Below are 24,180 nucleotides of genomic sequence, written 5' to 3'. Positions count from 1 at the left end.
AGAAGGATGGCGCCGAACCGGCGAATGTGGGGCATCACCCCCAGCTTCCTGGAGCCCCGATGAGAAACACAGCAGCGGCGGCCGTGCTCGGCGCCCTCAGCCTGTTCGCGGCCGCGTGCGGTGGCACCGCGGGCACCGAATCAGGCGGACCCGCCGGCGGCGGCACGTTCACCTTCGCGATCAACAGCGACCCCGGTGCGCTGGATCCGGCCATGGGCGTGCTCTCGGTCACCAACACCGTGCTGTCGTTCGCCTACGACACGCTGGTCTACAACGGGCCCGATGGAAAGATCCTCCCCGGGCTGGCCGAGAAGTGGGACGTCAAGCCCGACTCGGTGACCTTCACCCTCCGCAAGGACGTCACCTGCTCCGACGGCTCCAAGCTCACCCCCGCCGACGTGGCCGCGAACGTGAACCACATCGCCGACCCCGCCACCAAGTCGCCCGTCTACGGCGTGTTCATCCCCATCGGGATGAAGGCCGTGGCGGACGACGCGGCCGGGACGGTGACACTGTCGACCCCCAAGCCGTTCGGCTTCATCCTGGAGAGCACCCCGCAGGTCTTCGTCGTCTGCGGCAAGGGGGTCAAGGACCGTTCGGTGCTGGCCCACGCCACCTCGGGTTCCGGGCCCTACAAGCTCACCGAGGCGGTGCCGAGCGACCACTACACGTTCGAGGTGCGCGAGGACTACACCTGGGGACCCGGTGGCGCCACCACCAAGGAGTCCGGCCAGCCCGCCAAGATCGTGCTGAAGGTCGTGCCGAACGAGCAGACGGCGGCCAACCTGCTGATCTCCGGTGGCCTCAACGGCGCGGTGGTGTACGGCGCCGACCGTGCGCGGCTTGAGGCGCTTCCGGGGATGGGCAAGATGGTCCTGGCGGCGGGCAACGGGCAGTTCCTGTACCACCAGGGCGACGACCGTCCCGCCAAGGACCCGGCGGTGCGCAGGGCGCTCACCCAGGCGGTCGACCTCAAGGAGCTCGCCGGCATCGCCTCCGGCGGCACCGGCCGTCCGGCCACCGGGCTGGTGCTGGACCCGCGGCCCTGCCAGGGCGACACCGTCACCGGTCACGTCCCGGCCTTCGACGCGGCCGGCGCGGCCGCCGCGCTGGACGCCGCGGGCTGGAAGGCCGGCCCCGACGGCGTCCGCGCCAAGGACGGGAAGAAGCTGACCCTGCGCCTGCTGTATGGCACCACCCGAGGGGCGGGCGTCCAGGCCGCGGTCGAATACCTCGCGGCGGCGTGGAAGAAGGCGGGTGCCGACGTCACGCTGAACGGTGTCATCGACACCAAGCTGTCGGAGTCGCTCAACGTCACCCAGGACTACGACGTCGTCTGGCTGCCGATCGGCGTCACGCTGCCCTCGCAGCTCGTCGGGTTCATGTCGGGCCCGGCCGCCCCGAAGGGCGGCAACTTCGCCCACATCGCCAACACCCGCTACGAGAAGCTGGCGGCCGAGGCCGTGCTCAAGCCGGGGGCGGAGGGCTGCAAGCTCTGGCTGGAGGCGGAGTACGCGCTGTTCGAGAACGCCGACCTGGTGCCGGTCGTGGAGAACACCGTGCTCGTCGCCATGAAGAACGCGAAGTTCGAGCTGCTGGCGGGCCAGTTCTCGCCGACGTCCATCCGGATGACCGAGGCGGGCTGAGTGGCCGGAACCCCAAGCTCCCTCGTGTCAGGCCCGTCCGGCGGGCGGGCCGGCCGGATGCTCGCCGGCCGGGCGCGCGGCGCGTTCGTGCTGCGGCGCGTCGTCCGGTTCGCCGTCTCGCTGGCCGTGCTACTCGTCGCGTCCTTCGCGATGATCCACCTCATCCCGGGCGATCCCGTGCGCGCCTCGCTCGGCCCGGCCGCGCCGGTCGAGCTGATCGCCGCCAGGCGTGCGGCGCTCGGGCTGGACCTGCCGATCCTGGACCAGCTGCTGACCTACGTCCGCAACGTGCTCGGTGGCGATTTCGGCACGTCGTTCCTCACCGGGGAGCAGGTCGGCGACGTCATCGCCGCCCGGCTGCCCAGCACCCTCGCGCTCGCCCTGAGCGCCACCGTCGCGGCGCTGCTCGCCGCGGTGCCGCTCGGCATGTGGGCCGCGATCCGCACCGAGAACGGCCGCAACAGGGGCACCGAGGCGAGTTTCACCTCGGTGACCGGCGCGGCCGTCGCCGTGCCCGAGTTCTTCTACTCGATCGCCCTGGTGACCGTGTTCGCGATCGGGCTCGGCTGGTTCCCGCCCGCGGGCAGGGCGGGGCCCGAGTCGTACGTGCTGCCGATCGTCGCCCTGGCCGTCGCGCCCACCGCGATGATCGCCCGCATCTCCCGGGTGGAGACCCTGCGCGCGCTCGGCACCGACTACATCCGGCTGGCGCGCGCCAAGCGGCTGCCCGCCTCCCGGCTGTACGTGCGGCACGTCCTGCCCAACACGCTGACCGCGACGCTGACCGTGGGCGGGCTGCTGCTCAGCAGCCTGATCGCAGGGAGCGTGCTCGTCGAGTACGTCTTCGCCTGGCCGGGCCTCGGCATGCGGGTCGTGGAGTCCATCACCCAGAAGGACTATCCGGTCGCCCAGGGCGTGATCCTCGTCTACGGCGCGGTCGTGCTGGTGGTGAACCTCCTGGTCGACCTGCTGCTCGGTGTGGTCGACCCCACCTCCGCGCTGAAGGAGATTTGATGCGGCAGCTGCTGCGGACCCCCGCCGGGCTCGCCGGGACCATCCTGGTCGCGCTCATGGTGATCCTGGCGATCGCCGGGCCGCCGATCTGGGGCGCCGGAGCCGAGCGCATCGACTCCTCGGCCATCCTCCAGGGGGCCTCGGCCGCACACCCGCTCGGCACCGACAACCTGGGCCGCGACATCCTCTCCCGGGTGCTGGTCGCCGGGCGGCTCTCGCTCACCCTCGCCCTGCTGGCCACGATCATCGGCGCGGCGGCGGGCACCGTGCTCGGCGCGCTTCCCTCGGTGCTGCCCCGCGCCGCCGCCCGCCTGCTCACCGGCGCGGTGAACGCGCTGGTCGCCTTCCCCGGCCTGCTGCTCGCGATGTTCACCGCGGTGATCGCGGGGCTCGGCGCGCGAGGGGCCGTGCTCGGCATCGGCGCCGCCGTCGTCCCCGGCTTCGCCCGGCTCACCCAGACGCTCGCGGCCTCCGTCACCAGAGCCGACTACGTGTCCGCCGCCCGCATGCTCGGCGTCTCCCGGTGGCGGGTCATGACCAGGCACATCATCCCCAACATCGCGGAGCCGCTGATCCTCAACGTCACCCAGGCGCTGGGCGCCGCGCTTCTCGGGCTGGCCGGGATGTCCTTCCTCGGCCTCGGCGTGCAGCCGCCGTCGTTCGACTGGGGACGGCTGCTCTTCGACGGCTTCAGCCGGATCTACACCACCCCGGCGGTCGCCCTCGGCCCCGCGGTCGCCGTCGCGCTCGCGGGCATCGGCTTCAACCTGCTGGGAGACACCCTGGCGAACGCGGCGTCACGGCGTTCCGCGCCGGGCGGGAAGGCCGTACGCCCGCCCGTCCCCGATGCCGGCGGCCTCGGCGAACCCGACCCGGACGCGGCCCTTGAGGTGCGGGACCTGACCGTCTCCTTCCCGGGCGGGGTGACCCCGGTGCGCGGGCTGTCGCTGACCATCGCGCCCGGCGAGATCGTCGGCCTGGTGGGGGAGTCGGGCAGCGGGAAGAGCCTGACCGCCTCGGCGATCGGCGGGCTGGTGCCCTATCCGGGCGAGGTGAGCGTGGGACGGCTGCGGCTGTGCGGCGCCGACCTCGGCGAGCTGTCGGCGCCGGAGCGCCGCAAGCTGCTCGGCACGTCGCTCGCGATGGTCTTCCAGGACCCGATGGCCTCGCTCAACCCGGCGCTGAGGGTCGGCGGGCAGCTCGCTGAAGTGGCGACGGTCCACCAGGGCGCGAGCCGCGCCGAGGCCTGGACCAGGGCACTGGACCGGCTCGGACACGTGCGCATCCCGGAGCCGGGCAAGCGCGCCCGGCAGCACCCGCACGAGCTGTCCGGCGGCATGCGGCAGCGCGTGGTGATCGCGATGGGCCTGATGGGCGCGCCCCGGCTGATCATCGCCGACGAGCCGACCACCGCCCTGGATGTGACCGTGCAGCGGCAGATCCTCAGGCTGCTGCGCGAGGTGACCGACGAGACCGGCGCGGCGACGCTGTTCATCTCCCACGACATCGCCGTGGTCGGAGAGCTGTGCCACCGCGTCGTGGTGATGTACGCCGGGCGCGTGGTCGAGGAGCTGCCGGTCGAGGAGCTGGCCACCGGCGCCGCGCATCCCTACACCCGCGCGCTGGTCGCCTCGCTGCCCGACATGGAGACCGACAGGTCGCTGCCGCTGGCGAGCATTCCCGGCCGTCAGCCCTCGCCCGCCGACGTCGCCGAGGGCTGCGCCTTCGCGGCCCGCTGCGCCCTGGCGACCGCCAGGTGCGCCGAGCGCCCACCACTGGCCGAGTACGGCAAGGCGCACCGCGTCGCCTGCTGGGAGGCATGATGATCATCAGGAACCTGACCGTGCGGTTCGGCGCGTTCACCGCCGTGGACGACGTCACGCTGGAGATCCCCGCCGGGGCGACCGTCGGCCTCGTGGGGGAGTCGGGGTCGGGCAAGTCCACGCTCGCCAGGGCGGTGGCCGGCCTCGTGCCGTACACCGGCGGCATCGACGGCGGCGATCCCCGGCGGATACAGATGGTCTTCCAGGACCCGCAGGCCTCACTCGACCCGCGCATGACCGTCGGCGCGTCGGTGGCCGAGGGGCTGCGCCTGCCCAGGGCCGCGCGCGGGGCGGAGGTGGAGCGGCTGCTGTCGCTGGTGTCGCTCCCCGCCGCGCTGGCGGGACGCTACCCGCGCGAGCTGTCCGGGGGACAGCGCCAGCGGGTGGCGATCGCCCGCGCGCTCGGCGCCCGTCCCGAGCTGCTCATCGCGGACGAGATCACCGCCGCCCTGGACGTGTCCGTCCAGGGCGCGGTGCTGAACCTGGTGCGCTCGCTGCGCGAGGAGCTCGGGTTCTCGATGCTGTTCATATCGCACAACCTCGCCGTGGTGCGGTACGTCTCCGACGTCGTCGCGGTGATGCACCAGGGCAGGCTGGTCGAGTACGGGCCGACGGAGCAGGTGGTGGGCACGCCCGGGGACGGCTACACCCGCTCGCTCATCGAGGCGGTTCCCCGCCTCGGCCGGAGCTGAGAGCCCCCCGGGGGATGTCTACCTGGTGATGGGGGCGGAGAGCCCGCCCCCGGGGGTTCTAGGTGGTGATCCACTCGGTGGAGGTCGTGACCTCTTCGAGGATGTCCCGGACCGGCTCGACGCCGATGCCGGGCCCCGTGGGGACGTCCAGGTGGCCGTCGCGCAGCTCGAACGGCGGGGTGATGTCGGTGGCGAAGTAGCGGCTCGACCCCGAGGTGTCGCCGGGCAGGGTGAAGCCCGGCAGCGCGGCCAGGGCGACGTTCGCGGCGCGGCCGATGCCCGTCTCCAGCATGCCGCCGCACCACAGGGCGACGCCGTGGGCGCGGGCCAGGTCGTGGACCCGGCGGGCCTCGAGGTAGCCGCCGATGCGGCCGGGCTTGACGTTGATGATCGAGCAGGCGCCGAGGGTGATGGCGGCGGCGGCGTGCTCGGCGGACTCGATCGACTCGTCCAGGCAGATCGGGGTGGCGATCTTACGGGCGAGCGCGGCGTGCTGCACCATGTCGTCGTTCGCCAGGGGCTGCTCGATGAGCAGCAGGTCGAAGGCGTCGAGCTTGGCCAGGTGGGGGGCGTCGGCCAGGGTGTAGGCGGCGTTGGCGTCCACCTGGAGCGGCAGGTCGGGGCCGAAGCGCTCGCGGACGGCGCGGACGGGCGCCAGGTCCCAGCCGGGCTCGATCTTCAGCTTGATCCTGATGTAGCCCTCGGACAGGTAGCCCTCGACGGCGTCGAGCAGCTCGGGAACGGAGTTCATGATGCCGACCGACACCCCGCAGGGCACCCGGTCGCCCGCCGCGCCGAGGAAGGACGCGAACGACTGGCCGCCTGCGCGGAGCCGGGCGTCCAGCACCGCCGTCTCCAGGGCGGCCTTGGCCATCCGGTGCCCCTTGAACGGGGCCATGGCCCGGTTCACCCCGTAGGCGTCGGCGCCGGCGGGCAGGGCGGGGATGAGGAAGCGGCGCAGCGCCTCGGCGGCGCCGTCGGCGTACTCGGAGGAGTAGAGCGGCGCCGACATGGCGACGCACTCGCCCCAGCCCTCGGCGTCGGGCGTGACGACCCGCACGAGCAGCACGTCACGCTCGGTCTCGGTGCCGAACGAGGTACGGAACGGCGCGACCAGCGGCATCGCGATCCGCCGCAGTTCGATACCAGTGATCTTCATGATGATGTGCCCCCGGCGATCAGGTAGTGCGTTCCACGACATAGCAGGACTTGGAATGGAACCCGGTGATCCGGGCGCCCTCGCGCAACAGGCCTTCCAGCACGTCGCGCACGGCGTGCCGCCACGCCTTGGCGGCGCCGGGATCGGTGCGGCGCAGGCCCTCGATGTCGCCGGGCACCGCCACGAGCACCGTCGCGGCGTCGGTACGGCCGGGGACCGGCCGTCCGTCCCGGTCGGCCAGCCCGATCACCGCGTCCGGCGGGACCTGCGGCGCGTACGGCTCCCGCCGGGCGGCGGCCAGCACCTGCGGCTCGGACAGCCGCCAGATGGCGAGCATCCGGTCCGACTCGTCCCCGGCGTTGATCGCGTCCTCCATGGCGCCGTAGAACGACGGCAGGTACTCCTCGGGACGCGCGCCGAGCTTGGCCAGGTTGAAGTGGGCGTTGCGGCGCACCAGCGGGTCGAAGGTCCAGGTGATCCGGTCCAGGCCACGGCTGAGCGCCCAGGCGCGCTGGTGCAGCTTGAGCGCGAACCCGATCCCCCTGCCGTCCGAGGCGCCGGTGATGTGCGAGTGCAGCACCTGCCCGGCCGGGGCCGCCAGGAAGGCGACCGAGGCGCCGGCGAGGCGGTCGCCCTCGTAGGCTCCGACCACGTAGTTGCCCGCGTGCGACAGTGCCCGCATGAGCTCCACGGTGATGGGCGCGCCGCCCGGGTCGGGGTGCCAGATGCCGTCGAAGAGCCGGTAGACCTCCTCGAACTCCTCGATGAAGTGCAGCTCGCGCAGCACCACGCCGGTCATCCGAGCACCGCCCCGACCAGTCCGGCGAGCAGCGTCGCGCGCACGGGCATCTCGGCGACCAGCGTGTGCTCGTGGGCCGCGTGCGCGCCGCCGCCGACCGCGCCCAGCCCGTCCAGGGTGGGACACCCGACGCCCGCGGTGAGGTTGCCGTCGGAGCCGCCGCCCACGGCCACCCCGCGCAACGGCGGCATGCCGAGGTCCCCGGCGATCCGGCGGGCCAGCTCGAACAGGCCGGCCGAGGAGGCCTCCTCCAGCGGCGGCCGGTTCGGCCCTCCACTCACCCGCAGCCGGGTTCCGGCGAGCCGCGGGGTCAGCGCCCGCACCAGCTCGTCCACCCGCTTCTGCTCCTCGCCGGTCGGGACCCGCACGTCCACCGACACCGAGGCCAGCTCGGGCACGGTGTTGACCGTCGCCCCGCCGGACAGCACGGTCGGGGTGACCGTGGTCGCCCCGTCGCCCATCGCCGCGAGCGCGATGATCTGGTGGGCCAGCTCGACGCCGGCGTTCGCCCCCGCCTGCGGCTCCAGGCCCGCGTGCGCGGACTTCCCGTGCGCGGTGATCTCGTAGGTGGAGACGCCCTTGCGGGCGGTCTTGAGCGCGCCGCCGTCCGCGGCGGCCTCCGGCACGAACGCGGCCGCGCACCCGCACGCGGAGTCCTCGACCAGCGCGCGCGAGGTGGGAGAGCCGAGCTCCTCGTCCCCGGTGACCAGCACGCACACCCCCGAAAGGGAGGGCAGCGCGGCCAGCGCGTGGAAGGTCTGCACCAGCCCGGCCTTCATGTCGAACACGCCCGGCCCCCGGGCGACCCCGTCCTCCACCGACCAGGGGTGCTCGCGAAGCGTCCCGATCGGCCAGACCGTGTCGTGGTGGCCCACCAGCAGCACCCGGGGCGTGCCGAAGGTCCACCGCAGATGGCTGACCCCGGCGATCACGATCGTCTCCGGACGCGCGCCGAGCATTCTGGTCCCCTGGTCGGCGACCACCCCGGCGCTGCGGGCCACCGCGTGGTGGTCGGCCGAGAAGGACTCGCAGACGACGAGCTCCTCGAGATCCTGGAGCATCAGGCCGAGGTTCACCGTGGCCGTCCCAGCTCCGCGCGGAACAGCCGCAGCACGTTGCCGCCCACGATCTTGACGATGTCGTCCTCGGGAAGGCCCCTCTTGGCCAGGGCCTCGGTCACCAGGGGCAGGCCGCGCGGCCCGTCGAGCCCCGGCAGGACGGCCAGGGGGTCGATGTCGCCGTAGCCGAAGTCCTCGCAGCAGGGAGGGGTGGTCTCGCTCATGACCTCGCGGACGAAGTCGGGGCCGAGGCCCACGTGGTCGATCCCGCCGACCCTCGCGACGTGCTCGATGTGGTCGGCCAGGCGGTCCACGGTGTGCTCGGCCGGGTCATCCGACAGGAAGGAGGGGACGAAGTTGACGCAGACCACGCCGCCGGTCGCGGCGACGCCGCGGATCTGGTCGTCGGTGAGGTTGCGGTGGTGGTCGCGCAGCGCGCGTGCGGAGGAGTGGGTCGCCATCACCGGCCTGGTGGCCAGCTCCAGCACGTGGGCCACCCCGGAGGCGCCCAGGTGCGAGACGTCGAAGATCATGCCGAGGCGTTCCATCTCCCGCAGCGCCTCCACTCCGGCGGCGGTGAGCCTGCTGCCGGTGGCGTCCTCACCGCTGCCGTCGGCCAGGGCCGTACGGCCCCAGTGCGCGATCGAGGCGACCCGCACGCCCAGCCGGTGCACGGTGGACAGCAGCTCGACGTCGGCGTCCAGGCCGGGGGCGCTCTCCATCGCCAGCACCAGGGCGATCTTGTCCTGCGCGAGCGCCTCGTCGATCTGGTCGCCGTCCACGCACAGCCGTACCGCGCCGGGGTTGCCCTCGGCGAGCGTGTGCGCGCACTCGATCATGCGCAGGGTCTGCCTGAGCGCGCCCTCGGGGCGGTACTGGTCGTCGATGAAGACCGGCAGGACCTGCACGTTGACCCCGCCCTCGCGCAGCTGGGGCAGCCAGCGCTCGCGGAAGAACGACGCCCACCGACGCGGTGGCCTGGCCGTGACGGCCATCAGCAGGTCGTTGTGGGTGTCGGCGACCACGGCGCGGTGATGAAGATCAACGAACACGGACCAGCCCTCCGGTGGATGTTTGCCGCAACGGTATGACAAGGGAGGGTCACGGAATTCGTCCGCTTCACCTAAGCGGAACGGGCTGTTCGTCCATTCGGCCAAGGGCGCTCCGCTGATCCCGCGCCGCGGCTGCGGATGTACGCCCGCAACGTGAACCTGCCTCGTCAGACGGTCACCGGCAGCGGCCCGTCGTGAGGCCGGAGACCTTCCAGCCCGCTCCGGCGAAGGGGGACATGAACTGTGACAGCAGGTCGAGGGCGTACCCCTGAACCCGGCCGCCGGGGTCGAGCAGGCTCACCATCTGGGGGCCGTCCGCGCCGCGCAGCGTGATCGAGCCGGCCCGCCGCGCGGCGGCGAACCCCGGCCTGGTGTCGATCGACAGGCAGGCGATCGGGGTGGCGCCGACCTTGAGCGCCTGCCTGGCGCTGATCGGCCGCGTGCGCTGGTCATAGCGCCGGAACTCCAGCGACGTCGCCGGGCCGAGCCTCAGCGTGTCCTTGAAGACGTCCTTGCCGACGCTGCGCGCGATGCGGACGTCCAGCTTCACGTCCGGCCTGAGGTCGATGCCGCCCGCGCGGATGTCGACGTGGTCGTACGCGCCCTCGAAGCCGGGGGAGATGTACCCGAGCTCGCTCGGCGCCCGCATCCCGAAGGGAATCCTGCCCGGCCGGATCCTCAGCCACGACATGCCGTGGACGCCCAGCGAGACGTCCTCGATCCTGCTCTGGCCGAGCGCGAAGTCACCGTCCAGCCGCAGGGCGAAGAATCCGGTCGTGTACGGGATGTCCTTCCGCACCGCCACCCGCTGCCGCTCCACCGGAGCCACGGACAGGCCCGCGTGCACCTCCAGCAGCCTTGTCGCCACCGGCCGTGAAGCCAAATCCACCGATAAATCGGGATTTATCTTGGCAGTGGTGTCGGAGGCCAGGTCCTTGACGACGAACGAGGCGTCGAGCAGCTCACCCCGCTCCGGCCGGTACACCTGTGACACCAGCGCCCCCTCGACCGCGAAGAGCCCGTCGAGCGTGTTCTCCCCGCCGTCCGCCTTGTACGCGAGCGCCGGCATCCGCAGGCCGGTCCGCGACGCGCCGTCGGCGTCGATCGTGAACGCGGCAGGCACGTCGGTGAACCGCGCGACGCCCGTGCCCGGCTTGGCCGCGCGGGGCGTGAGCGTGACCTCGGCGGTGAGCCGCCTGACCGCCGCTGAGTTCTGGACGCGGAGATGCGTCTTCTTGCCGTACGTGCCGTCGATCGCCACCACCGCGGGGACCGGGTCCACGAGGACCCGGCCCCGCACGACGCCGTACCGGTCACCGGTGTCGGCCTCCGCGAGCGCCTTCAGCGAGGTGATCGTCGCCGCCGGCTCGACCCGGTAGTTCACCTTGATCACGTTGGCGTCGCGCCCGTCGGCGTCCTTGCCCCTGCCGGCCTCGAACGGGCCGACCGACATGCCGGTGATGGAGCGCGGCAGCCCGTCCAGCGTGGCGAGCGCCCTGATCGGCACCGGCGCGAGGACCTCGCTGGCCAGGTACACCTCCAGCTTCCTGACCGCGGGCCGGTACCCGGAGAAGGAGAACGTCCTGCGGGCGGGGTCCACGGTCACCTTGGACGGGAGGCCCGCCAGGCTCACGAACCCCCGGACGCCGAAGCATCCCCGCCCCGCCGCCTCGCCCTTGGCCGCGTCCGTTGAGGCGCCCGTGCCCGTTCCCTTGTCCGCGGGAGTGCTCGCGCCCGCGCAGAACGGGCCCTGGTCCCCGGCGCAGCCCGCCGAGCCGGGGACGCAGCCGCCGTCGGCCAGCGCCACGCCGCTCGCCACCCCCGGCACGCCGGAGATGCCGTTGATCGCGGCCACCTTGCCCAGCCAGACCTGCGCTTTGAGGTCCATCCGCGCGCCACTGGCGCTGTAGGTGACCGGCCCGCCGCCGGCCGCGGACACCTCGATGCCGCCGGGGATCGGGCCGAGGGTGCCGAGCGCGCCGAACCGCAGGTCACCGGCCAGGTACACGTCGGCGTCGAGCGCGACGGACTGCCGGGCCGCCTGGAAGGCCGCCTTGAACCCGGCGTCGCTCCCGCCGAACTCCACGCTGGTCAGGCCGTCCACCCGGACGCTGGCGTCCAGATCGCCGGTGGCCGCGCGATAGTGCGCGGCCAGGTGAGGCCCGGACGGAGCCCGCGCGCCGTCATGGTTGGTCACGGCCAGCGTCACCGAGCCCACCGGCCCGGAGACGCCACGGAAGCGGTACGTCCCGTCGCCCCACGCGGCCTCGAACCGCGCGGGCACGCCGGTCGCCTTGGCCGCGACGCTGAAGCGGCGACCCTGGTAGTCCGCCCGGGCGAAGGCGAGTACCGAGGCCACCGGCCTGTCGGCGGTCCAGTCCAGGCGCCTGCCCGCGAGGTCGGCCACCACCGCGACGTGCCGGTGGACGTCACGTACCGTCGCGTGGACGTCCTCGCCGCCGGTCGGGCCGATCTCCGTCACGTACGCCCGGCTGGCGTACAGCTCGGCCTTCTTCAGGCTCGACGCCGTCGTGACCTCCGCCGACGACCGGTCGCCGAGCCGCCATGACCCGTCGACCCTGGACCGCACCCCGTACAGGCTGCTGTCGATGGTCGGCCCGGCCTTCACGTTGGCGTACGACGCGCGGAGCTTGCCGATCACTCCGCTCGCGCGGTACCGCGCCTTCTTCGCCGCGGGGTCCAGATCGACCTCGACCTCGCGCGGCGCGTTCGAGATGTCCATGCGGAGCAGGTGGGTGCGGTCCACGCTGGCGGCGGCCAGGAACGGCTGTCTCCCCGAGGCCAGCCTGAGCGTGGCGTGCGGCCTGGCTCCGTAGGTCACGTCGAACCCGGCCAGCGCCGACAGCCGGCCGGAGAGGCCCACCTGCCCGCCGTTCTTGATCATCGTGAGGTGGCTCCCGGCCGGCGTCGAGACGGCGCCCCCGTCGCGCTGGAGGACCATCTCGACGCCGCCGATCTTCGAGCTGGCGGTATGCGTAACCCTGTTTCCAGCTATGTCGTAATAAATCCGCATGTGGGCTGGCAGGTCGGTCAGCGCCATCCGGAACACCGTCTTGGCCGCCGCCCGGTCGAAATAGACGACGTCCACCGCCCTGGCCCGGGGCGCGGTGTCGACCGTGAAGGTCTCGGACCGGCCGTCCACCGACTCGTACCGCGCGCGGAAGTCGGCGGGGACCCCGGTCAGCGAGCCCTCGATCACCCTGCTGAGCCGCCCGTCGCCGTAGACGAAGTCGTGCAGCTCGGCCCGGCCCATGGGCGCCGTGCCCGCGAAGTGAACCTCCGCGCCGCCCTCGGACGGCCGGGTCAGCTCCACGCTGACCTGAGACCTCACCTTGTCCATCACGACCTGGGTGAACCGTTCCTCGTACGGCTTCGCCGACCGCCCGGCGTCCAGCACCAGCGCGTCGAGCGCCGACGGCCCCGAGGAAGCGATCTTCATCGTGCCCTCGCGCCTGTCCCCGTCGAACCGCGCGCTCACGGTGAGCCGCTCGGGCACCGGGGACTGCCGCAGGCTGACCACCTTGGGATCGACGGGCTCCCTGCCGTCCAGCCCCGCGATGCCCGCCACCGTCGCGACGGACGCGCCCGGCCGCGACCGTCGCACGCTCACCCGTACGTCCGTGACCGCGCCCTGCCCTGCCGCCGCGCCGAGGCGGTAGAGACCCCAGTCCGTGCCGGACAGCGACGCCCCGCGGTGGAACCCGTCGAAGCCGATCGACAGCCGCCTGGCCGTGGAGCCGTTCGAGGCGGGGATGTCGTACTGCGCCCACACCTGTGCCCTCAACGCCCTGCCGTGGGTCTCGCTGGTCGCCAGCCGCGTGGTCGCCAGGCCGAGCCTCGCCGCCAGCCGGGCCGTCAGGTCGTCCCGCTGGCGGTCACGCCGGCTCTCGACCTGCGCGCTGGAGGAGTCCTTCGCGCCGGACGGGCCGAGCAGCCCGCCCGTCGTCCTGCCGAGCAGGGAGTCCAGCTCGCGCTGCGTGCTCGCGAGGGCCCTGGCCCTGCTCGCCACGTCGGCGGCGCTCAGCGATGGGACCACACTCGCCACCAGGTCGGGCGTGCCGTCCCCGGTCACATCGGCCGCCACCGGCTTGACCAGCGGCTGCGGCGCCGAGCACGACACCGGCAGGGAGGGCGTCTCCGCGCACAGCCGGTAGGTGACCAGCGGGATGCCCTCCGGCAGCGCGCGGTAGAGCCCCGCGAGGTCCACGCCGGCCGGCGACCTGACCTTCGCGGCCGTCTCGCCGACCGCGTTCGCAGGGGGTTTGGACACGCTCAGGACCCCGGCCCGCTCGGTCGCGGGCAGCAGCCTGCTCGCGTCGGGACCAGGGCGACCGGCCGCAACCAGCCCCTCGGACCTCAGGCGCGCGGTGGCGTTCGCCGCCACCTCGCCGGCCAGTGCGGGCCCGGCCGGAGTGGTCACCGGCGGTGGCTCAGGCCCGATGGGCCGTGCCTGTACGGGCCGGGCGGCCAAGGACGGCCCGTCCGGCACGCTCACCTTGGCCTCCGGCGGGACCACGATCGCCGGCACGGGCTCGATCTTGGGCTTGCCCCCCGTGGCCGGTCCCGCACTGGTGGCGGCGGGAACGCTGGGCGACGAGGCGCCGGCGTGGGCGGCCGCAGGGGGAGCCAGGGCCACGGAACCGGCCAGGGACAGGGACGCGGAGATCACCCGCACCAGCGAGTGCCGTTGGAAAAGCGGCATGACAAGCTCTCCCCGTCGTCCGGATCGCCCACCGATAAACACGGAAGGAAAGAGCCGACCACAGGGTGACACTTACCGTCAAACTCATCAAATTCATCTGAAAACTTGGCACGTTCCCGAGGCCAGGGGCCTTGGGCCGTTCACGTGGCCTGGCCCGGCCGCCCGAAGGCCGCCGCTCCGCCGCGCGTGAGAGGCGGGGCAAGGTGGTGTTCCCGGCCCCGCCGTGTTCTCCCCTTCTGGGGCCGTCTAGGGCAGGGTCCACTTCTGGTTGGGGCCGGTGCCGCAGTCCCAGATGGTGACGGGGGTGGCGTCGGCGGGGTTGTTTCCTGTGACGTTGAGGTATCTGCCGGAGTTGGGGTTGCGCAGGAAGATCGATCTACCTGAGGAAGGGCGGGACGGCCGGCGCGGGGCCGGAGGCTCGGCGCTTGACCTCAACCATGGTTCAGGTTTCAGACTGTCGTGGGTGGCGCGTCCCTCGCGCCCATCGCCGCGGTGTGACCACTTGGAGGGCCATGATGTCGTTGACACAGGTTGAGGTCGGTTACCTGGGCACGCAGATGCTCGGCCGGCTGGCGACCGTTCAGCCGGACGGGACGCTGCAGGTCAGCCCGGTCGGGTTCTCGTACAACGCCGACCTCGGGACGATCGACATCGCCGGCCGGAACATGGCGGCCAGCAGGAAGTACCGCAACGTGGCCGCCAACGGCCGGGTCGCGTTCGTCGTCGACGACATCGCTTCGGTGAACCCGTGGCGGGTCCGGTGCCTGGAGATCCGCGGCTCGGGGGAGGCGATCGCGCGCCCGCTGGACTCCGCGACCGGAGGAGACGGACCTATCATCCGCATCCACCCCGGCCGGATCATCAGTTTCGGCCTCGACGATCCCGCCCTCGACCGCACCGGCCGACCCTGACCGAGGGCGACAGGACCCGGGTGACGGCATCCCACTCCTGCGTGCGGTCGGTGGTCCCGTCGTCTCGGGTGGCGTGCTCGGCCGCGGTCGCGGTGGCGTACTGCAGCAGCACGTTCACGCCCCAGGCCGCCTGCCCGCCCGGGACGCCGCCCTCGTCCGTCAGCAGCGCCTCGATGGGCGTCAGGTAGTGCTGGGGCCGGCGACCAGCGCCGACGAAAATATTCGTTCACCGTCGGCGTGCTCCGGAGTTAGGCTCGGCGGATGGTGACAGAGCTTGATCTCAAGTTGGACGACGGTCGCACGCTGCACGTCTACGACACGGGCGGTGATGGTCGGCTCGCCGTGTTCTGGCACCACGGCACGCCGAACATCGGCGCCCCTCCCGAGCCTCTCTTCCCGGCCGCCGCCGAGCTGGGCATCCGCTGGGTGTCGTACGACCGGCCAGGATACGGCGGCTCCACCCCCCGCCCGGGCCGGGATCTGGCGTCGGCGGCGGCCTGCGCCTCCGGCGTCGCCGACGCGCTCGGCATCGGCCGGTTCGCGGTCATGGGCCATTCCGGCGGCGGCCCGCATGCCCTCGCGTGCGGCGCGCTGCTGCCCGATCGCGTGCTCGGCGTGGTCAGCGTGGCCGGCCTCGCCCCGTTCGGCGCGGAGGGGCTCGACTGGTTCGCGGGCATGACGCCCTCAGGCGCGGCGTCCCTGCGCGCCGCCGCCGAGGGGTGCGCGGCGAAGGAGAGGTACGAGGCGGGCGCCGAGTACGACCCGGAGATGTTCACCCCGGCGGATCACGCCGCGCTCGCCGGTGAGTGGTCCTGGTTCGGCGATGTCGTCGGCCCGGCCGTGGCCGCCGGCCCTGGCGGGCTGATCGACGACGACCTCGCCTACGTCGCCCCCTGGGGATTCGACCCCGCGCGGGTGACCGCGCCGGCCCTGCTGCTGCACGGCGGCCTGGACCGGGTCGTGCCCGGCCCGCACGGCGAGTGGCTGGCGCGCCACTGCCCATCGGCGGAACTGCGGTCGTCCCCGGACGACGGGCACATCTCGATCCTCCACTCGGCTACGGCCGCCTTGAGCTGGCTCCGTGACCATGCCGAGTAGTACCTGACCTGCGGTCATGTGCGAATCGGTATGGATCTCATCCAGATATCGATATTAGACATCAACTGATTCGGTCTGCTTTGCTCCTGCTCTCTGCTGGACGAGAGCAAGGACGGCATCACATGGGGGGCCAGGAGCGGCCGGGGGCCGTGTCGAAGGTCGTGCGTCTTGCCGCCGTGGGGACGGCGGCGGGCGTGCTGGTCGCGGGGATCGCGTTGCCGACGGTGGGGGGTGCGGGCTTCGGGCTCATGCAGGCGGCCAACGAGGTGAACCTCAGGCCGAAGGACCTCGCCGAGCCTCCACCGGCCGAGGTCACGATCGTGCAGGACGTCAAGGGCGACGAGATCGCGCGGTTCTACGAGGAGTACCGCCAGGCCGTCACGCTCGACGAGATCGCCGAGGTCATGAAGACGGCGATCATCTCGATCGAGGACTACCGGTTCTACGAGCACGGCGCGATCGACATCGAGGGCACGATCCGCGCGCTGGCCAAGAACCTGCAGTCCGGCGGGGTGAGCCAGGGCGGGTCGAGCATCACCCAGCAGTACGTCAAGCAGGTGCTGCTCAACTCCGCGGACACCGACAGGGAGAAGAACAAGGCGCTGGAGACGAGCTACGCGCGCAAGCTCAACGAGCTGCGGTACGCGATGGCGGTCGAGAAGAAGTACACCAAGGACCAGATCCTGGAGAAGTACCTCAACATCGCCTACTTCGGCGCCGGCGCCTACGGGGTGGAGGCGGCCGCCCGGCGGTTCTTCGGCGTCAGGGCGAGCGAACTCACCCTGCCGCAGGCGGCGACGCTGGCGGGCGCGGTGCAGGACCCCAACGCCACCGACCCCAACCTGGGCAGGAAGCAGCGCGAGCGGCTGCTGAACCGGCGCAACGTCGTGCTGCACCGGATGGCCGAGCTGGACAAGATCACCCCGGCCGCGGCGGCCAAGGCGAAGGCCACCAAGCTCGGCTACAAGGGTACGAAGCTGCCCGGCGGCTGCGAGGCGAGCGACTATCCGTACTTCTGCGTCTACGTCCGCAGCGAGATCCTGAACAACCCCGACTTCGGCGAGACGGCCAAGGCCCGCGAGCGGTTCCTCAATCGCGGCGGCCTGACGATCAGGACCACGATCGACCCGGCCATGCAGGCGGCGGCGGACAAGGCGATCAGGGAGTGGGTCCGCCCCTCAGACCACCCGGTCGCGGCCGAGGCCCTGGTCCAGCCGGGCACCGGGGCGATCAAGGCGATGGCGGCCAGCCGGGCGTACGGCAGGCGCGGGTCCAAGAACCAGATCTCCTACAACCTCGTCGCCGACGCCGCGCACGGGGGCGGCGTCGGCTTCCAGGCGGGCTCGACCTTCAAGACGTTCACGCTGCTCAACGCCCTGCAGAAGGGCATGAAGCTCGACGACGGCTTCTCCGCGAGCGCCGGCTACCGGGCCTCCGGCTACTCGGCGTTCGAGAACTGCAAGGGCGAGAACATCGGCGACCCGACCCACACCGTCACCAACGACGAGGGCGGCCCCGGCTGGAAGACCCTGCGGACCGGCACCTGGGAGTCGGTGAACACCTTCTTCATGATGCTGGAGCAGCAGGTCGGGCTCTGCGGCACGGTCGAGACCGCGAAGTCGTTGGGCATCCACCGCTCCGACGGGCGCAAGCTCCAGGAGTACGAGACGTTCACGCTCGGCATCAACGAGATGGACCCCGTCACGGTGGCCAACGCGTACGCCGCGATCGGCGCCCGGGGCAAGTACTGCACGCCGATGGCGATCAGCCAGATCACCGACAGGTACGGCAGAACGACGAAGTACCGGCCCAAGTGCCGGCAGGCGCTCGACCCCGAGGTCGCAGACGCGGCGGCCGACGTGCTGTCCGGGGTGTTCACCAAGGGCACGATGCGGGCCGTGGGCGGCATCGGCCGCGACGCGGCGGGCAAGACCGGCACCACCGACGACTACGCCACCGCCTGGTTCGCCGGGTTCACCCCGGACCTGGCCGGCGCGGTCAGCATCGGCGACCCGCGAGGCTCGGGGAACCACAGGCTGAGCGGCGTCACGATCGGCGGCCGCTACTACGGCTCGGTCTTCGGCGCCACGATCCCGGGCCCCATCTGGAAGCGGACGATGCTGGCGGCACTGAAGAACGTCGATCCGACGCCGTTCACCCCGGTCGATCCGGTCAGGTTCGGCGGCTGCGACCGCAACTGCCGCCCCGCCGCGCCCCCCTCGGCCGGCGACGTCACCGAGACGGGCCCGTGAGGTCAGGACGTTCGCCGGCGGAACCAGTGGCGGTGCCCTCGGACGAACGTCACGAGGAACAGCACCTGTATGCCGCCCTCGACCAGCAGGAGCAGCGTGGCGTCGAGGGCGGTGAGGGCGGAACCGCCGTGGAACCCGCCCCAGATCGCCGCGAGCGAGTGGGCCAGCGCGCTTACGACGATGGGGGCGCCGTAGAACGCGAAGACGGTGAGGGTGATGGAGCTGCCCAGGCCGAGGGCGAGGGCGTAGATCCTGACCGCGCGCCGCTCGTGCGCGGCCAGGTCGATGGTGGGGTCGGCCGGCGGCGAGCCCCGGTGCCTCCTGACCGGGGCGATCGCCCTGGCGAGCAGGTACCGGACGTAGCCGATGCCGTCCCCGAACAGGTCCTTGCAGCGGAGCAGGTCGCGTAGCACGAAGTAGAGGTCGGTGCGCATGTAGATCTGAGCCTGGAGGGGCAGGCTCAGCAGAGCGGTCAGCGTGAACGCCTGGAGCAGCGCCACGGTCGGCTCCGGCAGGGGCAGGTACGCGACGAGCAGCAGCATCGTCGCGATGAGGAAGACGTCGGAGGCCATGCCCGCCAGGTACACGCGGTACCTGTTACGCCGGGGGACTCCCCAGATCGCGGTGACGTCGGTCTGCGCGACGAGGTAGTGCAGCCTGGTGCTGAACCCGATGCGGGCCGGCGCGCCGAGCGAGCGGGCGGCCACCAGGTGCATCATCTCGTGGACGCTGGCGAGGACGGAGAAGAAGGCCGTGTTGACCAGCACGGAAAGCCCGACGTAGTCGCTCCAGAAGAAGTCCTGATGCCCCGGGAACAGCTCGGCCCGGGTGAGGAGGGTCAGCAGCGCGGCTCCGACGACGGCGAGCCAGAGCGCCTTCATCGGCCTGGTGAAGACCCATCCGACGTGTCGCTCGGTGAGGCGGGCGAAGTGGCCGCCCACGGGCGCGGACTCCGGGCCGGGCAGGGGGCGTCCATCGACGTCGGACACGAAGGAGAGGTCGGCCAGGGACTCCACGAACCCGGCCACATCCAGCTCGATGTCATGCTCGGAGGCGAGGGCGGCCTCGACGTCCTCGACCCGCCGTCCCTCGCCGAGCAGCCGGATCACCTCCCCGCACACCGAAGGCAGCTCGACGAACTCCCCGAGGTCCGGCCGGCCGACGATGATCGCGTCCGGGTCGTCGTCGTCGGGGCGGATCACCAGGCGGTGGAACCGTACGGTGCTGTCCGCGCCGACCTCGACCGCCTGAACGCTCACGGGACCGCCGGCCCGCAGACCGGGCACTGGTCGTCGCGCGGAACGTCGATGTAGTACTGGTGCTCCCAGACGGCGAGGTTCCAGTGGAAGACCCTGCCGCGGGTCTGCGCCGGCAGGCCACCCAGCTGGTACAGCACCTCCAGCGCGCACAGGTGGCCGCTGATGTTCGCGCTGGCCGCGATCACCGCGTTCGGGCGCCCCTCGTCGAGCAGCCGCCCGAGCTCCGGCTCCTTACGCCTCTCCTCCTGCCGGTCCAGGCAGGTCCAGCAGCCGGTGTCACCCGGGACGAAGGAGCCCACGACGACCATCGGCCCGGTGTACAGGCTCATGAACCACGGGGTGCCGGTGCGCAGGGCCGCTTCGTTGGTCCACTCGACGATCTCGGGGTGCGGCTCGTCGGCGCACAGGACGAACATGTCGCAGCCGGTCATCAGCTCGGCGACGTCGTCAGGACCGGTCACTTTGGTGTCGGTCCCGGTCACCTGGACCGAGCCGTTCATCGCCCGCAGCCGGGCGATCGCCTGGTCGATCTTGGGCTTTCCGAGGTCCCCCTCGGCGTACAGGAGCTGGCGGGTCAGGTTCGACTCCTCGACGCTGTCGAAATCGGCGACCTTCAGTGCCCCGATGCCGCTCGACACCAGGCCTGCCGCGACCGCCGATCCGGTGCCGCCCACGCCGAGCAGGCTCACCCTGGCGTCCTTGATCCTGGACTGGATCTCGTACGGTGAGGTGCGCGGGGACGTGTCGATCCAGCTGAAGAAGTGGCGCGCCGACTCGTGACGGGCCACCTCCCGTTCGGTGAGGTTCGCCGGCACCGGTGCCCCGGCGTCCTCGACGAAGCCGCCCTCCACGAGCTCGTCGATGACCCCTCGTACGCTGTCGCCGTCCACATCGGGGTGGGTCCTCGCGAAGTCGGCGCAGACCTCCTCGACGGTGCGGGTGCCGTCCAGCAGGGCCAGGATCCTGGCGACGCCGCCGTCTTCGTCGTCGGTGATCTCGGCGGCCACCCCGAATTGCGACAGGCCGATCACAATACGATTTCCGGGCAGGGTGAACGGCTGGTGGACACGTTTCACCCTTGGAATGCGCAACCCATCGCCTTTCTCCCCCAATACATACAGGTGGAGCCGGCCGGACGAGGGCCGGCCGGCTCCGAACGCGTGCTGATCAGCCGCTGGCCCCGCCACGATTGATCGTGGTCTCGATCTTCTCCAGCTTCCTGATCTTGACTTCGAGCTTCTTCTTGGCCATGTGAATCTCCTCGCTCTCCGTACTCGTCCGGCTCCGGTTCCGGTCCCCAGGGAGATGTCCCGAAGCCGATCGGCGAAGGACGGACAGCCGGCCTGTAGCCAGCTCGCCACCCGTTTCAGGCAAGATCATGACACCCGCGGAGTATGCCGTCAATAAAGGATGCAAAGGGCTACAGTCTGATCACGTAGGGCTTCTAGCTGGGCTTGTGCGCGAGTCCCGTTCGATCAGAGCCGGATGAGGAAGGGCGCGCGAATTCCGCGGAGCGCTGGGGAGATTCTGGCCGGTGCGCCGGAATGGTATTTCCTCGGCATTGGCCCGGCCGTTTGAAAGCCTGCCGCTTCGATGTTCGCCGACGCCATCGGTGGGAATGCGGGTCACGATGGTCTTTGATCGGCCCGGCAGTGCTCAATTGCAAGTCGTGCAGCTCGGATAATTCAATTCTGGCGATCTGTGCGGGGTCTTTGTTCTGTCAGTCCCAGGTGGTTCCCGGGGTGCGGGAGTAGCCGTCCCAGGTGGTGCCGGCGGCGCGGGAGTACGCGTCCCAGGTGGTTCCGGCGGAACGGGTGGTGCTGACCGGGGAGAAAGCGGGGTTCGTCATTTCTTCGTCTCTTTCCTGGCGGGCTGTTTGTTTGTTCTCGCACAAACAACTCTGCGGGAATCACAGCCTGCGGACCAGACGAACGGACGGCAGCAAGCTGCCCTCCCGTGACCGCTTCCTGCCACCCGGACGCCGCCGTGCCGGCACCGGCCGGTGGCGGCCGGCGCGATCATCCGCGCACTCGGCCGGACCGGCCGGCCCGCGCGACGCCGTCGTCACCGTGGAAAGCGGCCTGTCCACCCGGCGCTTGGTGAAGTTATTGCCTGGTCGGGAAGCCTTGATTGGTTCTGCTCGACGGTTGTGCGGGGAGTGGCCTCCGTTGGGAGGTAATGCCATGGCTGACAGCAGAACGATGCCGGAGCTCCTCGACGAGAACGATGTAGTCGGGCTGTTGCTCCACCAGCACGCCATGATCCGCGACCTGTTCGCCGAGGTGGAACAGGCGACAGGAGGGGCGAGGGCAGAGTCGTTCGAGCGGCTGGTGCGACTGCTGGCCGTACACGAGACGGCCGAGGAGGAGATCGTCCATCCCTACGCCCGGCACAAGATCGACGGGGGAGAGGCCATCGTCGACGAGCGGCTCCGTGAGGAGAACGAGGCCAAGCAGTTGCTCACCCTCATGGAGAAGCGCGGTACCGACGACCCATCCTTCGAGCCGAACCTGAAGAAACTCCGCCGCGCGGTGACCGAGCACGCGGAGGCGGAGGAGCGCTACGAGTTCACCCAGCTGGTCAAGGAGACGACCGAGGCCGAGCGGCGGGCCATGGCCCTCGGGGTCAGGGCCGCCGAGGCCATCGCTCCGACGCACCCGCATCCCGGGGTGGAGACGGCGACGGAGAACGTCGTGATCGGCACTCCGGCCGCCATCATGGACCGGGCTCGCGACCTGATCCGCCAGGCGATGGGCAAGAAGTAGCAAGACGGCCGACCCGCTACCGGGGGCGTATGGCTCACGGGCCGTACGTCCCTGAGGCGTGCCCGCACCATCGCGCGCGGCCGAGATGCCGTTCGACCGTGGTTGAGGCCATCGGACCGCCACTGGACGGCGGCTACACACGCGTGTAGTTTTCTTCATGAGTGAGTAGTCGGTTGTATCCACGTACAGGACGGATTCTCGGTGGCGACGAACGGACGGGACCCCGAAGACCTCACCGGTCGTGCCCGGATCAGGGACGCGGCGATGCGCCTCTTCGGCGAGCTGGGCTTCGAGCGCACGACGATCCGCGGGATCGCCGAGGCCGCCGGGGTGTCCTCGGGGCTGGTGCGCCACCATTTCGGCTCCAAGCAGGAGCTGCGCGAGGTCTGCGACGCGCACCTGGTCAAGGTGGTCCGCCGGCTGAACGCCGAGGCCCGGGCCGCAGGGGGCACGATGAACCCCGTCGCGGCGATGGGCCCTTACCAGCGGTATCTGGCGCGCGCCCTGGCAGAGGGATGGGCCGCGCCGCTGTTCGACGAGATGGTCGAGATGGGCGCGCGGTGGCTCGCGGACGCGGACAGGCGCCGCCCCGACCCGCCCGACGTCGATCCGAGGGCCCGGGCGGCGGTGATCGCCGCGATGGCGCTGGGCGTCGGCGTCCTCCACCGGCACGTGTCCCGGGGGCTGGGCGTCGACGTGTCGAGCCCCGAGGGCGAGCGGCTGCTCTACCGCGCCCTGATCGACATCTACTCCCACCCCGTGCTCACCCCCGAGGAGGCCGCCTCGGCACGGGAAGCCCTCGACAAGGCCACCCAGGCGGACCGCGAAGCGCGCGAGGAGCATCACGATGACTGACGCCATCTCGGTGGACCACGAGCGCGACGGCGCGGCGAACGCCGAGGTGCCGCGATGAACACGCTGACCGGCACCGGCGGGCTGGTCCGCCTCGCACTGCGGCGTGACCGCGTGCTGCTGCCGCTGTGCGTCCTGCTCCCCGCAGTGTTCCCGCCGGTGTACCAGCCGGCCGGCTGACGCGATCTTCCAGGAGGACCACATGGACAGGATCCCGATCGACTTCACCGGCGTGCGGGTCACCGCGCTCGTCGAGCTGTACCTCCGGTGGCTGGACGCCAAGGACCCGCACCCCATCCTCGGCGACACATGGGCGGACGGGGTCGTACAGCGGCTGGGGTTCGACTTCTCCCAGTTCACGGCCCTGGACATCGGCCGTTACGCCGTCGGCGTCCGGTCACGGGTGATGGACGAGTGGACCGCGGAGTATCTGTCGGGCAATCCGGACGCGGTGGTGCTGGACCTCGGCTCCGGACTCGACAGCCGGGTCTTCCGCGTCGATCCGGCCCCGGGGCATCACTGGTACGACGTGGATTTCCCGGACGTCATCGCGATCAGGGACCGGCTGTACCCCCCGCGCGCGGAGCACACCAGCGTCGGCGCGTCCGTCGTCGACCAGGACTGGCTCGCCCGCATACCGCGCGACAGGCCCGTGATGGTGGTGGCAGACGGCCTCTTCCAGTTCCTCGGCGAGGACGAGGTGCGGCGGGTCTTCCGGCAGATCATCGACCACTTCCCGAGTGGGCGGTTCGTCTTCAACATAGGCGCGGCGCTCGTCAAGAAGCGCTACGAGAGCCGGCCTGAGCCGGTCTTCGCGAAGCACGGAGTCACCTTCGGGTGGACCATCGAAGGCCCGCGAGAGGCCGAGAAGCTCGACGACCGGCTCCGCTACGTGGACCAGCGGAGCCTGGCGGAGCCGTCTTTGATCAAGCACGCCTCGCTGTACTACCGGATGCTGGTCGCCCTGGTCAGAGCGGTGCCGGCCTGGCGGAACAGCGGCTTCCTCCTCCGCTACCGCTTCTGACGAGCCCGGCGCGTCCGTGAGCGGCGGGACGTACGTGACGGTCCTCTCGCTCT

Annotated in this window: 20 protein-coding genes; 11 read left to right on the top strand and 9 right to left on the bottom strand. The window is 71.5% G+C overall.

The genetic code is table 11. The annotated features are described in order from the left end of the window. Positions 1–59 precede the first annotated feature (59 nt). From ACOZ38_RS23615 to ACOZ38_RS23600, 4 genes are read left to right on the top strand one after another with little or no spacing between them, the layout of a single operon-like run. Entirely contained in the window at positions 60–1,646 is a 1,587-nt protein-coding gene (locus ACOZ38_RS23615) for an ABC transporter substrate-binding protein (protein WP_424533346.1), read from the top strand. Beyond that, positions 1,647–2,660 carry an ABC transporter permease gene (locus tag ACOZ38_RS23610; RefSeq protein ID WP_424533345.1) on the top strand — a complete coding sequence of 338 codons (1,014 nt, stop codon included), beginning with the start codon at positions 1,647–1,649 and terminating at the stop codon, positions 2,658–2,660. Beyond that, positions 2,660–4,483 carry a dipeptide/oligopeptide/nickel ABC transporter permease/ATP-binding protein gene (locus ACOZ38_RS23605; RefSeq protein ID WP_424533344.1) on the top strand — a complete coding sequence of 608 codons (1,824 nt, stop codon included), beginning with the start codon at positions 2,660–2,662 and terminating at the stop codon, positions 4,481–4,483. Before ACOZ38_RS23610 ends, ACOZ38_RS23605 begins: the two co-directional genes overlap by 1 nt. Further along, positions 4,480–5,175 carry an ABC transporter ATP-binding protein gene (locus ACOZ38_RS23600; protein ID WP_424533343.1) on the top strand — a complete coding sequence of 232 codons (696 nt, stop codon included), beginning with the start codon at positions 4,480–4,482 and terminating at the stop codon, positions 5,173–5,175. The genes ACOZ38_RS23605 and ACOZ38_RS23600 overlap by 4 nt, the downstream gene beginning before the upstream one ends. A 58-nt stretch (positions 5,176–5,233) precedes the next feature. Here ACOZ38_RS23600 and menC read toward each other — a convergent pair whose 3' ends face one another. The 6 genes from menC to ACOZ38_RS23570 form a co-directional block, all read right to left on the bottom strand. Further along, positions 5,234–6,334, bottom strand: coding sequence for an o-succinylbenzoate synthase (gene menC, locus ACOZ38_RS23595; protein WP_424533342.1), 1,101 nt, complete (start codon positions 6,332–6,334; stop codon positions 5,234–5,236). A gap of 19 nt (positions 6,335–6,353) precedes the next feature. After that, a complete protein-coding gene (locus tag ACOZ38_RS23590) occupies positions 6,354–7,133 on the bottom strand; it encodes a GNAT family N-acetyltransferase (RefSeq protein WP_405150192.1) in 780 nt (259 codons plus the stop codon). Continuing rightward, positions 7,130–8,194 (bottom strand): M20/M25/M40 family metallo-hydrolase, encoded by a 1,065-nt coding sequence (locus tag ACOZ38_RS23585; RefSeq protein WP_424533341.1) that lies wholly within the window; start codon positions 8,192–8,194, stop codon positions 7,130–7,132. The genes ACOZ38_RS23590 and ACOZ38_RS23585 overlap by 4 nt, the downstream gene beginning before the upstream one ends. A gap of 11 nt (positions 8,195–8,205) precedes the next feature. Next, positions 8,206–9,243, bottom strand: coding sequence for a dipeptidase (locus ACOZ38_RS23580; protein ID WP_424533340.1), 1,038 nt, complete (start codon positions 9,241–9,243; stop codon positions 8,206–8,208). Positions 9,244–9,418: 175 nt separating this feature from the next. Next, positions 9,419–13,966, bottom strand: a complete 4,548-nt coding sequence (locus tag ACOZ38_RS23575) for a hypothetical protein (protein ID WP_424533339.1) — start codon at positions 13,964–13,966, stop codon at positions 9,419–9,421. Between the two features lie 246 nt (positions 13,967–14,212). Beyond that, positions 14,213–14,401, bottom strand: coding sequence for an RICIN domain-containing protein (locus ACOZ38_RS23570; protein ID WP_424533338.1), 189 nt, complete (start codon positions 14,399–14,401; stop codon positions 14,213–14,215). Between the two features lie 80 nt (positions 14,402–14,481). On the opposite strand from ACOZ38_RS23570, the gene ACOZ38_RS23565 reads away from it, so the two are divergent. The 3 genes from ACOZ38_RS23565 (at position 14,482) to ACOZ38_RS23555 (ending at position 18,227) form a co-directional block, all read left to right on the top strand. Continuing rightward, a complete protein-coding gene (locus ACOZ38_RS23565; RefSeq protein WP_405152059.1) occupies positions 14,482–14,877 on the top strand; it encodes a PPOX class F420-dependent oxidoreductase in 396 nt (131 codons plus the stop codon). Positions 14,878–15,138: 261 nt separating this feature from the next. Further along, positions 15,139–15,975, top strand: a complete 837-nt coding sequence (locus ACOZ38_RS23560) for an alpha/beta fold hydrolase (protein ID WP_424533337.1) — start codon at positions 15,139–15,141, stop codon at positions 15,973–15,975. Between the two features lie 122 nt (positions 15,976–16,097). Continuing rightward, positions 16,098–18,227 (top strand): transglycosylase domain-containing protein, encoded by a 2,130-nt coding sequence (locus ACOZ38_RS23555; protein WP_424533336.1) that lies wholly within the window; start codon positions 16,098–16,100, stop codon positions 18,225–18,227. A gap of 2 nt (positions 18,228–18,229) precedes the next feature. Here the strand turns inward: ACOZ38_RS23555 and ACOZ38_RS23550 are convergent, their stop codons facing one another. From ACOZ38_RS23550 to ACOZ38_RS23540, 3 genes are all read right to left on the bottom strand, one after another. Continuing rightward, complete coding sequence (locus ACOZ38_RS23550; protein ID WP_424533335.1) at positions 18,230–19,486, bottom strand: hypothetical protein; 1,257 nt, start codon at positions 19,484–19,486, stop codon at positions 18,230–18,232. Next, a complete protein-coding gene (locus ACOZ38_RS23545; RefSeq protein WP_424533334.1) occupies positions 19,483–20,562 on the bottom strand; it encodes a TOMM precursor leader peptide-binding protein in 1,080 nt (359 codons plus the stop codon). The genes ACOZ38_RS23550 and ACOZ38_RS23545 overlap by 4 nt, the downstream gene beginning before the upstream one ends. Before the next feature lie 644 nt (positions 20,563–21,206). Then, positions 21,207–21,335 carry a hypothetical protein gene (locus ACOZ38_RS23540; protein ID WP_424533333.1) on the bottom strand — a complete coding sequence of 43 codons (129 nt, stop codon included), beginning with the start codon at positions 21,333–21,335 and terminating at the stop codon, positions 21,207–21,209. 334 nt (positions 21,336–21,669) lie between these two features. On the opposite strand from ACOZ38_RS23540, the gene ACOZ38_RS23535 reads away from it, so the two are divergent. The 4 genes from ACOZ38_RS23535 (at position 21,670) to ACOZ38_RS23520 (ending at position 24,127) form a co-directional block, all read left to right on the top strand. Further along, positions 21,670–22,251 (top strand): hemerythrin domain-containing protein, encoded by a 582-nt coding sequence (locus ACOZ38_RS23535; protein WP_424533332.1) that lies wholly within the window; start codon positions 21,670–21,672, stop codon positions 22,249–22,251. 201 nt (positions 22,252–22,452) lie between these two features. Beyond that, positions 22,453–23,106, top strand: a complete 654-nt coding sequence (locus ACOZ38_RS23530; RefSeq protein WP_424533331.1) for a TetR/AcrR family transcriptional regulator — start codon at positions 22,453–22,455, stop codon at positions 23,104–23,106. A 54-nt stretch (positions 23,107–23,160) separates the two neighbouring features. Beyond that, entirely contained in the window at positions 23,161–23,283 is a 123-nt protein-coding gene (locus ACOZ38_RS23525) for a hypothetical protein (RefSeq protein ID WP_424533330.1), read from the top strand. Between the two features lie 22 nt (positions 23,284–23,305). Continuing rightward, positions 23,306–24,127, top strand: coding sequence for a class I SAM-dependent methyltransferase (locus ACOZ38_RS23520; protein WP_424533329.1), 822 nt, complete (start codon positions 23,306–23,308; stop codon positions 24,125–24,127). The last annotated feature ends 53 nt before the right edge of the window (positions 24,128–24,180 follow it).

Origin of the sequence: Sphaerisporangium viridialbum (genome assembly GCF_049674955.1) — a bacterium.
GTDB lineage: Bacteria > Actinomycetota > Actinomycetes > Streptosporangiales > Streptosporangiaceae > Sphaerisporangium > Sphaerisporangium viridialbum.
The sequence above is the reverse complement of the archived record's forward strand: the minus strand, read 5'-3'. Positions and strand labels throughout refer to the sequence as shown.

Coding starts and splice junctions, on each gene's coding strand:
- ACOZ38_RS23615 (WP_424533346.1), top strand. CDS start 60: ATGAGAAACACAGCAGCGGCGGCCGTGCTCGGCGCCCTCAGCCTGTTC.
- ACOZ38_RS23605 (WP_424533344.1), top strand. CDS start 2,660: ATGCGGCAGCTGCTGCGGACCCCCGCCGGGCTCGCCGGGACCATCCTG.
- ACOZ38_RS23600 (WP_424533343.1), top strand. CDS start 4,480: ATGATGATCATCAGGAACCTGACCGTGCGGTTCGGCGCGTTCACCGCC.
- menC (WP_424533342.1), bottom strand. CDS start 6,334: ATGAAGATCACTGGTATCGAACTGCGGCGGATCGCGATGCCGCTGGTC.
- ACOZ38_RS23590 (WP_405150192.1), bottom strand. CDS start 7,133: ATGACCGGCGTGGTGCTGCGCGAGCTGCACTTCATCGAGGAGTTCGAG.
- ACOZ38_RS23585 (WP_424533341.1), bottom strand. CDS start 8,194: ATGCTCCAGGATCTCGAGGAGCTCGTCGTCTGCGAGTCCTTCTCGGCC.
- ACOZ38_RS23575 (WP_424533339.1), bottom strand. CDS start 13,966: ATGCCGCTTTTCCAACGGCACTCGCTGGTGCGGGTGATCTCCGCGTCC.
- ACOZ38_RS23565 (WP_405152059.1), top strand. CDS start 14,482: ATGTCGTTGACACAGGTTGAGGTCGGTTACCTGGGCACGCAGATGCTC.
- ACOZ38_RS23560 (WP_424533337.1), top strand. CDS start 15,139: ATGGTGACAGAGCTTGATCTCAAGTTGGACGACGGTCGCACGCTGCAC.
- ACOZ38_RS23555 (WP_424533336.1), top strand. CDS start 16,098: ATGGGGGGCCAGGAGCGGCCGGGGGCCGTGTCGAAGGTCGTGCGTCTT.
- ACOZ38_RS23540 (WP_424533333.1), bottom strand. CDS start 21,335: ATGACGAACCCCGCTTTCTCCCCGGTCAGCACCACCCGTTCCGCCGGA.
- ACOZ38_RS23535 (WP_424533332.1), top strand. CDS start 21,670: ATGGCTGACAGCAGAACGATGCCGGAGCTCCTCGACGAGAACGATGTA.
- ACOZ38_RS23525 (WP_424533330.1), top strand. CDS start 23,161: ATGAACACGCTGACCGGCACCGGCGGGCTGGTCCGCCTCGCACTGCGG.
- ACOZ38_RS23520 (WP_424533329.1), top strand. CDS start 23,306: ATGGACAGGATCCCGATCGACTTCACCGGCGTGCGGGTCACCGCGCTC.